The 14,239-nt window shown below is 33.4% G+C and carries 11 protein-coding genes; 5 read left to right on the top strand and 6 right to left on the bottom strand.

What is annotated here, in order from left to right; translation table 11 throughout:
- The first annotated feature begins 101 nt into the window (after positions 1–101).
- The 3 genes from tnpA to tnpC all read left to right on the top strand — a co-directional run bounded on the left by tnpA (position 102) and on the right by tnpC (position 2,616).
- Complete coding sequence (tnpA, locus tag CD03_RS0130175; RefSeq protein WP_027292108.1) at positions 102–509, top strand: IS66 family insertion sequence element accessory protein TnpA; 408 nt, start codon at positions 102–104, stop codon at positions 507–509.
- Positions 503–847, top strand: a complete 345-nt coding sequence (tnpB, locus tag CD03_RS0130170) for an IS66 family insertion sequence element accessory protein TnpB (protein WP_027292109.1) — start codon at positions 503–505, stop codon at positions 845–847. Before tnpA ends, tnpB begins: the two co-directional genes overlap by 7 nt.
- 152 nt (positions 848–999) lie before the next feature.
- Positions 1,000–2,616: an IS66 family transposase gene (gene tnpC, locus CD03_RS0130165; RefSeq protein WP_027292110.1), complete on the top strand. Its 1,617-nt coding sequence runs from the start codon at positions 1,000–1,002 to the stop codon at positions 2,614–2,616.
- A gap of 94 nt (positions 2,617–2,710) precedes the next feature.
- Here the strand turns inward: tnpC and CD03_RS0130160 are convergent, their stop codons facing one another.
- The 4 genes from CD03_RS0130160 to CD03_RS37525 are packed head-to-tail and all read right to left on the bottom strand — an operon-like array spanning position 2,711 to position 9,754.
- The gene (locus CD03_RS0130160) at positions 2,711–4,534 is read right to left on the bottom strand and encodes a hypothetical protein (protein WP_027296800.1); all 1,824 of its coding nucleotides are present in this window, start codon (positions 4,532–4,534) and stop codon (positions 2,711–2,713) included.
- A 17-nt stretch (positions 4,535–4,551) separates the two neighbouring features.
- On the bottom strand, positions 4,552–5,646 hold the full coding sequence (glf, locus tag CD03_RS0130155; RefSeq protein ID WP_027296799.1) for a UDP-galactopyranose mutase: 1,095 nt from the start codon (positions 5,644–5,646) through the stop codon (positions 4,552–4,554).
- Positions 5,647–5,660: 14 nt separating this feature from the next.
- Complete coding sequence (locus CD03_RS0130150) at positions 5,661–7,391, bottom strand: phospho-sugar mutase (RefSeq protein ID WP_027296798.1); 1,731 nt, start codon at positions 7,389–7,391, stop codon at positions 5,661–5,663.
- 32 nt (positions 7,392–7,423) lie between these two features.
- The gene (locus tag CD03_RS37525) at positions 7,424–9,754 is read right to left on the bottom strand and encodes a type I phosphomannose isomerase catalytic subunit (RefSeq protein ID WP_081820430.1); all 2,331 of its coding nucleotides are present in this window, start codon (positions 9,752–9,754) and stop codon (positions 7,424–7,426) included.
- Positions 9,755–9,896: 142 nt separating this feature from the next.
- On the opposite strand from CD03_RS37525, the gene CD03_RS0130140 reads away from it, so the two are divergent.
- Entirely contained in the window at positions 9,897–10,964 is a 1,068-nt protein-coding gene (locus CD03_RS0130140) for a mannose-1-phosphate guanylyltransferase (protein ID WP_027296796.1), read from the top strand.
- Positions 10,965–11,052: 88 nt separating this feature from the next.
- The gene (locus tag CD03_RS35325) at positions 11,053–11,718 is read left to right on the top strand and encodes an acyltransferase (protein WP_052378052.1); all 666 of its coding nucleotides are present in this window, start codon (positions 11,053–11,055) and stop codon (positions 11,716–11,718) included.
- Between the two features lie 92 nt (positions 11,719–11,810).
- Here the strand turns inward: CD03_RS35325 and CD03_RS0130130 are convergent, their stop codons facing one another.
- Both CD03_RS0130130 and CD03_RS0130125 read right to left on the bottom strand, forming a co-directional pair.
- Positions 11,811–12,857 (bottom strand): acyltransferase family protein, encoded by a 1,047-nt coding sequence (locus tag CD03_RS0130130; protein WP_027296795.1) that lies wholly within the window; start codon positions 12,855–12,857, stop codon positions 11,811–11,813.
- Between the two features lie 8 nt (positions 12,858–12,865).
- Positions 12,866–14,230 carry an oligosaccharide flippase family protein gene (locus tag CD03_RS0130125; protein ID WP_027296794.1) on the bottom strand — a complete coding sequence of 455 codons (1,365 nt, stop codon included), beginning with the start codon at positions 14,228–14,230 and terminating at the stop codon, positions 12,866–12,868.
- Between the last annotated feature and the right edge of the window lie 9 nt (positions 14,231–14,239).

The following is a 14,239-nucleotide window of genomic DNA, read 5'->3' as shown; positions in this document are numbered from 1 at the left end:
TAATTATAGTTAGAGAATGCAAGCATTTTACTTCATTTTTCTATTGATAGAAATGATAGATGCGAGCATTTTACTCTACTTACATTTATGGAGGATTGCTCATGAGAAGTACCAGAATACCAGCACACGAACAATATCGCTTAATTATGGAATGCCGCAGCAGTGGTCTCACTGATCACCAATGGTGTGTGGAACATGATATTAAACCAGGGACATTTTACAACTGGGTGAAAAGACTTCGCCAAAAAGGCTGCTCTGATCTTCCACCAGCTACCGGACGCAGCTGTAACGCTCCTGAAAAACAGGAAGTAGTAAAAGTCGATTTTAAAAATCAAGCTTCATGTAGCCAGAATGATCTTATGCTTGATACTTCATGCACCCGCGTATCAGTTCCAGATATACCATCCATGAATCTTTCGATAGGCAGATGCACTTTATCCATCCCCAATGGAGCCGATCCGCTTCTTCTCGCACAGGTATTCAACGTACTGAAGGAGTTTGAATGCTAGGGGATATCACAGCTGCCGATGAAATCTTTATTGTTACCGGCCGTACGGACATGAGAAAATCCATCGATGGTCTGTGTGCAATCGTGGAACAACAGCTGCATATGGATCCCAGACGGAGTGCACTTTATCTTTTCTGTGGCAAACGCTGTGATAGAATCAAAGCATTACTGTGGGAAACTGACGGTTTTGTACTTCTTTACAAAAGAATGGAAGTACAGGGCAGGTTCCGCTGGCCAAGAAATCAGCTTGAAGTAAGACAGCTTACCTGGCAGCAATTCGACTGGCTCATGTCTGGTCTTGAAATCGAACAGCCCAAAGCATTCAAACCTACTGACTAACGGTGGAAAATATCCACATTTTTTTGTCGGGAAGTGGATCATTTTCCACTACTCGGGATAGGCTTCAAACCCTTGTAAATACTGGATTTTCCGCTTCTTTTTCTATGCTTTTTATGGTAAAATAAAAGCATAGAAAAAGGAGCAGAAAACCTATGGCTGGCAATTCAAAAGATTCAAAAATCCTTGCATATAAGGATACCATCAGTCAATTGAATACAACTCTTGCTGCACAGACAGAACTCATCAAGTCTTTGCAAAAGACCTTAGAGGCAGACCGTCTTGAGAAAGAAAATCTTCGTCAGCAGATTGAATATCTAACGAAGAAACTCTTTGGCACTTCCAGTGAAAAACGCAAGGATGTGGAGGGTCAGCTGAATCTTTTTGATGAAGCTGAGCAGGAAGCTGACAATAACTGGAATCCCGAACTGCCAGATGATATCACTGTTCCAACGCATAAACGTAAAGCAAAACGCACGCATGCAGAGCTCTTTAAAAATATCCCATCCTGTGATGAGATTATCCCTCTGCCAGAGGAAGAGAAAAACTGTCCTTCCTGCGGTGCACAGATGGAATATATCGGCAAAGAATTCGTTCGTCACGAATTTCGTTTTTCACCTGCAAAGGGTAAAGTTGTAAATATTTACCGGGAGACCTACAAATGTCCAGAGTGTGTTATATCAGAGGAAAATCCGGATGAACAGGTCTTTGTGAAAGCGCCTGTCGCAGATGCATTGATTCCTGGAAGCTATGCATCGGAATCTGTAGTTGCCTGGGTAATGAACCAGAAATACCAGAATGGTATGCCGCTGAAAAGGCAGGAGCAGGACTGGGCGCAGCTTGGGGTTGCCTTAAATCGTACAACACTTGCGAACTGGGTCATTTACTGTGCGGAGCACTATTTTAGCCCTGTATATGATTACTTTCATCGCCAGTTGCTTAAGAGACAGTATCTTATGGCAGATGAAACTCGGGTGCAGGTATTAAGAGAGCCGGAACGGAATCCAGAAACAGACTCCTGGATGTGGCTGTTCCGCAGTGGGGAAGATGAACTGCCGCCGATTGTGCTCTATCATTATACAGAAACAAGAGCCAAGTATAATGCTGAGAGATTCCTGAATGGTTTTGCCGGGTATCTGGAAACGGATGGATATCAGGGATATAATAATCTTCCCGGTATCAAGCGATGCTCCTGTTGGTCTCATACGAGACGCTACTTTATAGATGCTGTACCAAAAGGCAAGGAATATGATTACAGCAATCCTGCAGTACAGGGCGTCCAATTCTGCTCGAAACTTTTTGAATGCGAACGGTATTCAAAAGCCAAAAACCATTCAGCTGAGCAGCGAAAAGAATTCCGGCTCGCAAAAGAAAAGCCAGTACTGGAAGCATTCTGGAAATGGCTGGATCAGCAGAAACCAAACAAGGGTACCCGCCTTGATAGAGCGGTGAACTATGCCCAAAACCGGAAAGATACGCTTATTACCTATCTTGAAGATGGACACTGCAGTCTTTCTAATAATCTCAGCGAAAATGCCATCCGCCCATTCACAGTGGGGCGCCGGAACTGGCTGTTCAGTACCAGTCCCAAAGGTGCAGCCGCCAGTTCTATGGTATATACCATGGTTGAGATGGCGAAAGCGAATGATCTGAACATCTATAAATATCTGACTTATCTATTGGCCGGGCGGCCAACTGAAACCATGTCAGATGAGCAGTTAGAGCAACTTGCTCCATGGAGCGAAGCTGCCAAAGCTAGCTGTCAAAACTAAAATAGAGTAAAATGCTTGCATCTATCTTTGGTGCAAGCGATATTTATTAATAGCGTAAGACTATTTTGCGCTTACTTTACTTTAGCTAAATTATTTACTTTTTCCAATATTTCTGTATGTCATCCATCCATTCACCCTTGGCATAGACAAATTCATTTTTATCCAACGGTATACACTGATAACCCATTTGATACAGTTTTTTCACTTCCGAACTATTACTAAAGATAATTGCCTGGTCGTCTTCCTTTTCAGGGAGCTCCGGTATTATATTATATCGGTTTAACATAAACTGATAAAGATAGAAGATCTGGTGATCTGTTTTTTCCGTTGCATCATAGACATATAATTCCTTTGGAAGAACTACTTTATTTTCCATCTTCTGTACTAAAGCATATCCTGCATTCGCTTTCTTCATATTCTTTTTAGACGCATATTGATCAAAATAAACGCTGGTATATATATATTGGAACATACAAAGAAAACTCACAATCATTACGGGGATAATAGCTTTATTCTTCTTATATAGATAAATAATCACCAAAAAAACAATAATGGTAATTATTACGCCCGGCAAATACGTCATCATGTCTACTTTTTGTCCCGGTTTTGAGAGAGATAAAGCAACAAATACTTCTTTAGTTACTCCATTATTCTTTATAAAAGGCAAAATTGCTGCGGTCCAAAATACCTGCAGTGCGAAAAAGATTATCAGTGCCGGCTTAAAATAACGTTTAAACCAGTCTCTATTTTTATAACCGCATACAAAGCCAGCCATAATACCCGGTCCCAGATATGGCCCAAAATATCGAATATATGTAATTGCTTTCATTGCATATATTTCTGTACCAAAACCATCTTTAACCCCTTCAATTACACCGGGAAGCCAACTAATTGTCTGAGCCACAATTGTCATTCCAACACAGGATAATAAATAGACTGAAATTATAAAATAGAGTTCTTTATCCTCCAGAATCATAAGATTCTTATTTTTTAATTTATCGCGAAGCATACCAAAAAATAGCCAGGTCATAAAGACAAAGCACAAAATCATGAAGCCCCCGGTAAACACGGATATGGTGTTAAGTTGGCCCAAAATCACAGATAATGCTGAAAACCAGGTAGTTGGATCCAGTATTTTAAAGTTGATTGAAACATTTATAACACCATTACGGACCGTCTCACCATTTTCAGCCGCCCATACGGTCCTTTGTATCAATGTTACGAACTGAGTTCCTGCAATATAGCTGATAATGCCGCCGAAAAGTACTACCCGTCTTGATATCAGCCATTTTTTATACAGATAAAAATATAATAGAACTACAAATGCACAGGCAATCCATAAGGTTAAAGCTCGTGTATGAACAGTCAATCCATATGCCAAAATCAGCATTAAAATTCCTGTTAATATACCCGTTTTAACTTTGTACCCAATGGACTTTTTCAATTCTAAAAAGAGTAAAGTTACAATCCATGTCAGTAAGATCAATATATGTTCATTATAAGTTCTGTTTGGAAACGTAACCGCCATATAAGAACATGCTACTGAAAAGATACATAAAACTTTTCCATCTCTAATTTCAAAATGACGCTGCATAATAACAAAAGAAACCACTGTCACAAATGCCTGTGCTAAAGCTGCCCCCATCAACATGCATTTATATATTATGAAAGGATTATCTGTAATATTAAACAACCAAAAAAACAATCCATAAAATCCACTTCCATAATATCCCGCTTTGGAAATCACAGCTGACCAGTCTAATCCTGCAAAATGCGCTGCCCCTGACAATGTCGCTATCTCATCTGATATCATACGTACCGGATATTCCTGTAAGCACAAATAGATCCTTGGTAAAAAAGCAATTAAAAAGGCTATGATCAGATATATATAGTTTTGTTTAAAAATTGTTTTTTTCACTATTATTTCCTTTCATCTCAAATCATCTTTTCCACACACTCCATTGCCTGTTGAATGACATTATGCATATCATAGTATTTATATTCCGCCAAACGTCCACCAAATATTACCTTATCTTCTCTTTCTGCTAACTCTTTATATTTAGCAAACAAAACTCCATTTTTATCATCATTGATCGGATAATATGGTTCAACCCCATTTTCCCATTGTTTTGGATATTCTTTTGTAATAACTGTTTTCTTCTGCTCGCCAAATTCGAAATGCTTATGCTCAATTATTCTGGTATATGGAACATCGAATTCCGTATAATTCACAACGGCATTCCCCTGATAATTTTCCTCTTCTAATAACTGTGTTTCAAAATGCAGACTTCTATATTCCAGAGTACCGAAACAATGATTATAGAATTCGTCAATCATTCCAGTAAAAACTGTTTTCTCTGCCAGAGAATCCAGTTCTACCCGATCAGCAAAATAATCTGTGTTTAATCGAACATCGCTTCCTTTTAACATATTTGAAATGATCTGGGTATATCCCCCAACTGGAACACCCTGATACAAATCATTAAAATAATTATTATCATATGTAAAACGAACCGGAAGTCGTTTAATGATAAAACTTGGAAGTTCCGTACACAATTTACCCCATTGCTTCTGTGTATAGCCCTTTACTAATTTTTCATAGATATCTTTTCCAACCAGCGAAATTGCCTGCTCCTCTAAGTTCTGCGGATCTGTAATCCCACTCTCTGCAATCTGCTCTGAAATTTTTTTCTTTGCCTGATCAGGTGTAATTACTCCCCACATTTTATTGAATGTGTTCATATTAAAAGGCATATTAAATATCTCACCTTTATAATATGCTACTGGGGAATTTGTATATCGGTTAAATTCTGCAAATTGATTGATATAATCCCATACCTTTTTATTACTTGTATGGAAAATATGGGCACCATACTTATGTACTTGAATACCCTCAACTTCTTCTGTATAGATATTGCCGCCAATGTGATCTCTCTTGTCAATCACAAGACAAGTCTTTCCTTTTTTTGTAGCCTCATGAGCAAATATGGATCCAAAAAGGCCTGCTCCGACTATTAAATAATTATACATATTTTCTCCTTTTTCTATACATCTATAACAATTGATTCTATTTCCTTTTTCATTAATTCACATTTCTCATTAGATTCCTGTAAATTCCTTGCTTTTACTCCCATATAAAACTTAATCTTAGGTTCTGTCCCGGAAGGTCTGACGCAGCACCATGCATCCTCTTCCAAATCAAAATACAGTACATTTGATACGGGGAGTCCGGTTGATTTTACTTCGCCACTCATTTGATTTTTAATTTGACCTTTTTGATAATCCCGTATCCTTAATACTTTTAATCCCCCAATTGTTCTCAGTGGCTTTTCTCTGAAATTCTGCATGATCCTATGTATTCGCTCAACACCATCTATTCCCTTTAAAGTAAAGGATAACAGATCCTCTTTAAAATAACCATATTGATCGTAAAGCTTCAGCATATAGTCCCATAGCGTCATATGATTACATTTACAATAGGCTGCAACTTCACACAGCATCATCACAGCTGATACAGCATCTTTGTCCCTTGCATAAGTACCTGCTAGACAGCCATAACTTTCTTCTAATCCAAACAAATATTGAAAGGTATCATTTTCTTCAAAAAACTTTATTTGTTCTCCAATATATTTAAATCCTGTTAATACCTCAATTAAATGTATTCCATAATTATTTGAAAGGACATTAGCCATATTAGTGGTAACAATCGTCTTTATTAAAGCTCCATTTTGTGGAAGCGTACCTTTTTCTTTTCTTTGAGAAATCATATAGTCTGCAATAACCATGCCTGACATATTCCCGGTAAAACTTTTATATTCTCCCGATTTTAGATCCTTTGCATATACCCCTAATCTGTCTGCATCAGGGTCAGTGGCTAAAACAATATCCGCTCCTACCTTCTTGGCAAGTTCAAGGGCCATAGTAAATGCCTTAGCATCTTCTGGATTTGGTGAAACAACCGTTGAAAATTTTCCATCTGGCTCTTCCTGTTCTGACACTACAAAAACATTTTTAAAACCCAATTCATTTAATATTCTCTGAACGGGTACATTCCCTGTTCCATGAAGCGGTGTATATACGATAGTCATACTATCAGACACATCATCAATTACTTTACGATTTATCGTTAGTTTATGAAGTTCCTCATTATATCTATCATCTATTTCTTTTCCAATAATTTTATATAATCCCAATTCACACGCTTGTTCTTTCGAAATCGTTTTAACAGAGCAAAAATCTTTTACTTTTTTTACTTCTGCAATTATCTCTTTGTCTTTTGGAGCTGTTATCTGCGCGCCATCTTCCCAATAAACCTTATATCCATTATACTCTGATGGATTATGACTTGCTGTAATTACAATTCCTGCTATACATCCTAATTCTCTGACCGCAAAAGAAAGCTCTGGAGTAGGACGCAATGCTTCGAATATATAAGTCTCCACCCCATTTGCATTCAAGCACAAAGCTGCCTCATCTGCAAATTCGGGGGACATAATTCTAGAATCATATGCGATTGCTACACCTTTCGATTCTCCCCCCTGCTGAACAATATAATTCGCTAATCCTTGTGTTGCTTTACGCACAGTATAAATATTCATTCTATTTGTACCCGCACCAATAATTCCACGTAAACCACCTGTCCCAAATTCCAGGTCTTTGTAAAATCTCTCTTTTATCTCTACTTCATTATCGATTATTGACTTCAGCTCTTTTTTTGTTTTTTCGTCGAAATAGTTGTCATTTAACCAGTAATCAAACATATCTTTAAAGTCCATTTTTATCTCCTCTCAGCTAATAGTATTAATATTTACACATGCGTTAATATAAATTCACATTTACCTTTCACACATACCTCCTTTTTTCCGGCATGAATAAAAAAGGTATCCCCTGTTATAAACTTCAGGATCGTCCCTAACACAGTAATAGTTCCCTCACCGTTTATAATAACAACTGCTGTAAAAGAAGTATCATCTACTTGAAAAACAGCTTCATCGCTCACTATATATTTCTTACTCACAAAATACTTACACTGTCCTAATTCTTGTTCTTGATATCCCTTTTTTTGAATGATTTCTATATTAGATTTTTGTAGTTCATTATCTACATTTAACGTCGATACCTCTAGCGCTTTATCAATATGAAGTTCCCGCGTCCTTCCATACTTATCTTTTCGGGAATAATCATATAATCTATAAGTACAATTGGAACTTTGTTGAATTTCACAGAGTACAATTCCTGCGCCTATTGCATGAATTGTACCTGCATTAACAAAAAATGTATCTCCTTTTTTTACATCTATTTTTTTAAGTACCTGTAAAACAGTATTATCTTCTATTCTTTCTTTCAGTTCCTGTTTGCTAATGTTCCTGTTAACTCCAAAATATATGGAAGCACCTGGTTCACAATCCATTATATACCACATCTCATTTTTTCCATATTCATTTTCTTCCCTTAAAGCAAAAGCATCATTCGGATGAACCTGTATGGATAATTGTTGTTTAGCATCAATGAATTTAATTAATAGCGGAAATCGTTCAAAAGCCTTACATTTCCATCCCAGTGCTTCACTCCCGATAACTTGTAAGTAATCATCAAATAACATGCCTTGATATTTTCCTTCGGCAACTGAGCTTTGACCATCGCCGTGAGCTGATAACTCCCAACTCTCTGCTATAATATCATACTCACATTTTTTACCATATATCTCCCTAAGCTTTCTTCCACCCCATAGATAATCTTTGAATATCGGTTCACATTTAATGATCTCATCATGAACAACGTTCAAAGTTTTTCCTTCGCTGATATACTCCATATCTTTATCAGCTACTACCTGACCAGTCGCCACTTCTATGATCACCACATTTTGGTTTGTATTATTTGATAACATATGAGGTTTACCACTAGGAAAAAACACATTTTCGTTAATATGATAATCTCGTGTGATCTTATCAATTGTTATTGTAGCTATTCCTTCCACAACAGACCATTGTTCACTCCTATGTTCATGTCTATGATAAGTGGTGGCTTTTCCGGGAAATAACGTAACTTTTTTAACTTTATAATTTTTAGTCTGATTTAATATTTCGACTGTTCCCCATGAATTATAAATAACTGTATTATTTTCAAAATAATTGCTATATTTCTTTTGATTACTCTTTATTATATTTTTAATATTATTTGTTTTATATTTTGATGTAACATACGTAACGTCTTCCGTGTTAACTATAATGGTATCCTCTAAATCATTTACAACGACTAATTTTTTATCAGTATGATTTATAACCATAACATCTTTACATTCAGCTTCGATTACCCTTTCTTCATTCTTCTCGGACATATAAGAAGCTAATACAGCCATATCGCTGATATCCTGCCAATAGAAATCAGATTTTACAACTTTCACATTATGTGAACGTTCAAATACCGCATTTTCTACACTAACCGCCGGAATAGTTTTCATTTCTTCTTTCGTAAAGAATAATTCCTTCTTACTTAAGCTTTTGTGAATTAGAATATTCTTACAAGATTTATAAATCTTTGTATCTGTCTGATATAATTCCTCTAAAAAATCTCCAGCAACAAACAAAAAATTTCCACTGTTCCAATAATAATCACCGGATTGTAAATACTCAACAGCAGTATCATAATTAGGCTTTTCATGAAAAGAGCATACCGTTTCACCAAGAAACCTTATATAACCATATCCCGTATGCGGTGAAACTGCCTCCAACCCAAATGTAACAAGCGCTCCTAGTCTTGCTAAATGCTCAGCATATACAATAGTATCTTTATAGGTATTTCCCTCGATTATGTGATCAGCTGAAACCACATAAACTAAATCAGATGGATTGCAGCAAAAACAAGCTATTGCTATGGCTGGAGCGGTCTTACGTCCTTCTTCCTCCAATATACAACGGTATTTCAGCCCTTGAAAAGCTTTCATCTGACCTTCCACAATAAAATAATAATTTGAATTAGTAACTATAATATATTCATCACAAAAAGGCATATTTCTGGCTATTGTTTCCTGGAAGATTGAACGATTATCTTTAATTTGCATAAACTGTTTTGGATAATTTTCCCTTGACAATGGCCATAAACTGTTACCTTTACCTCCTGCCAATACAATGCATTTCATATATCTGCTTCTCCTCTTTATCAAAACTATAGTTATTTTAACATACTAGCTCTAAAAAGTCTACAAAAGCACTTGTATAACTCTGCTGCGTATAGTAGAATTAACTGATATATGTATTAATAATTATTTAGGAGATAATCTAATGAAAAAAACAGTACTTATAATGGCTGGTGGCGTTGGAGAGCGCTTTTGGCCAAAAAGCCGGACAAATTTACCCAAGCAGTTCTTATCTTTAACATCTGATGGCAAAACCATGATCCAAAAAACAGTAGAGCGCCTATTACCATTGATTCCTGTTGATGATATATTTATATCTACAAATGAGCAATACAGAGAGTTAATCAAAAAACAACTGCCAGATATTCCTGTAGATAATATTATTTGTGAACCTATTAAAAGAAATACAGCTCCCTGTATAGGCCTAAGCGCTATTTATATGCAGAAAAAATATTCTGATGCCATTATGATCGTATTACCTTCTGATCATTTAGTGAAAAATAATGATCTTTTTATTCAATCTCTATCAGAAGCTTGTGATATCGCAGAAGCGGATCATAATATTGTTACTATAGGAATACTACCTAATTATCCTGAAACCGGTTATGGATATATACATTTCGATTCTATGAAAAAAAAGGCAAATAGCTTTTCTGTTAAATCATTTGTAGAAAAACCCGATTTGGAGATTGCAAAAAAATATTTAGAAAATGGTAATTATTATTGGAATAGCGGAATGTTTATATGGAAATTATCAACGATAATGAATTCTTTGAAAGAACATATGCCTGCTCTTTATTCTGGATTACAAAATATAAGCTCTAAAATAGGAGCTAAGAATGAATTATATACTTTAGAAAATGAATTCAAAAAATTTGAGTCTATTTCTATCGATTATGGTATTTTAGAAAAAGAGAAATCTATTTTTGTAATTCCTGGTAGTTTTGGTTGGGATGATGTTGGTTCATGGCTTGCCGTGGAGCGGTTAAAAAAATCAGATGAACACGGTAATGTATTATCTAATAATGTAATATGTCTGGAAACAAAAAATTGCTTATTCGAATCTAATTCTAGGTTAATAGCAGCAATAGGAATCGAAAATTTAGTTGTGATAGATAGTGAAGATGCATTATTAATATGTTCGAAAGAAAAAACGAATGATATTAAAATTATGTTAGAGAAAATAAGAACTGAAAAACCTTCTTACATATAGAATCAAAACTTAATTATCAAGAAATAATATCTATAATAATATTATTCTATATGATGCCGAAACTAAAAAGGTATACGAAAGGGGAATAATGACGAAAGACGTTATAATAAAATACAAAAAAGCAATAAATATTATGCTTCATATCTATAATCATTTGAATATTTACAATCAATTTAGAGTACGAAACTCTAAATTTAAATATGGATGCTCAAAAATTTCTAAAACGAAACTGAATATAAATGGTAATAATAACAAAATTATTATCCATGATTTTTGTAGCTTATATGATTGTGAAATATATATAAATGGTGATGATAACTTAATAGAAATTGAAGACTCTTGTAACCTAAAACAAACGCAATTATATATAGAAGATAATAGAAATGTTATTAGAATAGGTAAAGATACTTCCATACATGGAAAAACACATTTAGCCGCTATCGAATCTACAGAGATTAATATAGGCCATGATTGTATGTTTGCAAATGAAATTCATATGAGAACAGGGGATAGTCATAGTATAATAGATAGTAACGGTCATAGAATTAACTATTCACAAAATATTTCTATCGGTAATCATGTTTGGATTGGAACAAAAGTCTCCTGCCTAAAAGGTATTAGTATTCCAGATAATTGTGTTATAGGAGCTAACACACTTATAAGTAAAAAATTTAAAAAAACAAATTGTGTTATAGCCGGGAATCCAGCTTCAATTATTAAATCTGAGATCAACTGGAAAAGAGAACGAATATAATATTTTTTAATTTACTATTGGGGCTGAAAAATCTAGTATTCAGCCCTTTATTGAAATCATATTCATAATATATTTGAAATTTGAAACTTTTATTATCTACCAAAAACAAAAAAATATAAATTCTTTTTTTTACATAATAATTTTATAACTACAAATATAATTAATAGTATTAAGATAGAAAATATAGGTGAGATTACAATGTTATAAATCAATTCATTATTCGATAGATTCAAATCAATTTGCTTTAAATATTTGGCACCAATATTTTCTAGAAATAAATACTGAATAACATACACTTCTAACGAAATTTTTCCTAACTCAGATAAGACTTTAATAATTTTTTTACAACTAAATATATCTACTATATATTTAATTATAGTTATAACAACCACAATGCCAGCCCCACCAATAAACCAACGATATAAATCAATTGCAATTTGATTAGTAAAACCCATATTTGACGTAAATGGATTTATTTTAGTGGTATAAATAAAATCCTCTTTACCATAGAAAAACAATAATAAAGGAAATAATATAAATGAAGCAATTTGAATAGACTTTACTATATTAATTATTTTTTGATTTTTATTAAAATAAAAACCCAACAAAAAATATGGATATAAGAATAATATTAACCATCTATTAGGGAATAATATAATTATAAAGCTATATAATAACAGACTTAATAATTTAAATCTAAAATTGTATTTGTAAATAATTAAAACTCCAAAAGAACATATTACTACAGCCCATAAAAACCAAAGTCCAAATAAAGAATTAATATAATTGCTTATTATAGAATACATATTCATTTCTATTTTTTCAATAATCAAAGAATACAATAATTTTAGTATATAAGTTATTGTATTCCAAATTATAATCGTTTGCAAAATACTAAAAATTCTATTTTTTAATATGTATTTGGTATCTCTATTATTAATAGTATAATAAAATAAATAACCACTAAGTATCATAAATAGTGGCATATGAAAAGAATAAATTATTTGAAATAATTTATTCTCAAAAAAATCATATTTATTTGCCGAAAAATATTGAATGACATGACCTAAAATAACCAGAAAGACACAAAAACCTTTCGTAACATCCAATACATCATTGCGTTTTTTATTCTCGATCATATGCCCCCCTATTTCACCTTCTTATTTTTGAGATATCGTGTAAGCATAATCGGCTGTGCAATAGTCAACGGTATTAAAACAATTGCTGTAGATAAAACAATCATACTCCAATCACCTGTTAATTTTACTAAAATAAAAGATACTGGTATTTTTAAAACTGCAGCAAGAGTTAAAAAAATAAATTGCGGTTTCAAATAGCCCAAACCATTTGCCATTGTACTATTAAAATTATGCCAAATTAAAACGCAATTACTTATCGCAAATATAAATGCAATTTTATAAGAAACATTAATAATATCTTTACCTAACCAGATATTAAATACAAATTGTAGCATAGGTAAAAACAGTAACTGTAGCAGGCTAATAAAGATTGCTAACGTTGCAAAAAGTCTATAAGTTTTAATCACCCACGTAAAATTATTCTGTGCCTGTGCTTTTGTCACTGAAGACCATAATGGTGTTAATGCTAATAAAAATACAGAACTTATCGTACTAAATAATTTATAATAAGCCTGATATTCTGTAACATTTATTGGAGTAGTCATATAAGAAATTAAAAATTCATTTAATGCACCTACAAACATATATGCAATTTGTAAAACAAAAAAAGCAACACCGATACTTAATATTTTTTTAGCATATTTATTACTATAATATTTTATATTGGGTTTACATTCTTTTAACTTCTTACTAAAGATCACAATGGTTACAATAAGTAAAGGTAAATCTGCTGCTAAAACGTGAACTAATGATAACGTAATTAAATTAGTTGCAATATCCCTTGACGGAGCAATTAATATATAACATAAGATAAATAAATTAGTGATAAAAGTCAAGAAGTTTACTAAAGCTGATTTTTGTAATGCATATAAAACAGAAGAAATTAATTGAAATATAAATCTTAATGATATTCCAATAAAAATTATTCTAACAGATACTAATAAAGTTGCGTGATTAATAACTTCCGTACTTATATTAAATAAGCTATTTAAATTAACATATGGTAAATAAAACCACAACAAAACAGCTAAAAAGGATATAAAAAAGGTTATTGCTACATAAGAAGACGATATTAATTTTTTTGCTTCTTCATTATCACCTGTTGCCAAAGCAACCGTTAATTGATTTCTTAATCCATTACCTATACCAAGATCAAATGTTAAAACCCAATTAATAATAGATAATAGAGTAAACCAACATCCTAAAATTAATTCATTATTGAAATATCGCATGTATGATGGCATTGTAAAAAGTGCCATCAACATACTACCACCTTGTATAAGAAAAACGCAAAAAACATTTATCATTACATCTACCGATTGCTTATTGAGACTTCCCAACTTTGTTTTTAATTTAATAAAAATATTATTCATTATAATACC

Source organism: Robinsoniella sp. KNHs210, assembly GCF_000686105.1.
GTDB lineage: Bacteria > Bacillota > Clostridia > Lachnospirales > Lachnospiraceae > Robinsoniella > Robinsoniella peoriensis.
Note: the sequence above shows the minus strand (reverse complement) of the source record. Positions and strands in the feature narration are given on the sequence as shown.

Bases quoted from the DNA above. Each gene is read 5' to 3' on its own strand.
- CD03_RS37525 (WP_081820430.1), bottom strand. From the start codon at position 9,754: ATGAAATGCATTGTATTGGCAGGAGGTAAAGGTAACAGTTTATGGCCA.
- tnpA (WP_027292108.1), top strand. From the start codon at position 102: ATGAGAAGTACCAGAATACCAGCACACGAACAATATCGCTTAATTATG.
- CD03_RS0130150 (WP_027296798.1), bottom strand. From the start codon at position 7,391: ATGGACTTTAAAGATATGTTTGATTACTGGTTAAATGACAACTATTTC.
- CD03_RS35325 (WP_052378052.1), top strand. From the start codon at position 11,053: ATGACGAAAGACGTTATAATAAAATACAAAAAAGCAATAAATATTATG.
- CD03_RS0130130 (WP_027296795.1), bottom strand. From the start codon at position 12,857: ATGATCGAGAATAAAAAACGCAATGATGTATTGGATGTTACGAAAGGT.
- CD03_RS0130140 (WP_027296796.1), top strand. From the start codon at position 9,897: ATGAAAAAAACAGTACTTATAATGGCTGGTGGCGTTGGAGAGCGCTTT.
- CD03_RS0130125 (WP_027296794.1), bottom strand. From the start codon at position 14,230: ATGAATAATATTTTTATTAAATTAAAAACAAAGTTGGGAAGTCTCAAT.
- tnpB (WP_027292109.1), top strand. From the start codon at position 503: ATGCTAGGGGATATCACAGCTGCCGATGAAATCTTTATTGTTACCGGC.
- glf (WP_027296799.1), bottom strand. From the start codon at position 5,646: ATGTATAATTATTTAATAGTCGGAGCAGGCCTTTTTGGATCCATATTT.
- tnpC (WP_027292110.1), top strand. From the start codon at position 1,000: ATGGCTGGCAATTCAAAAGATTCAAAAATCCTTGCATATAAGGATACC.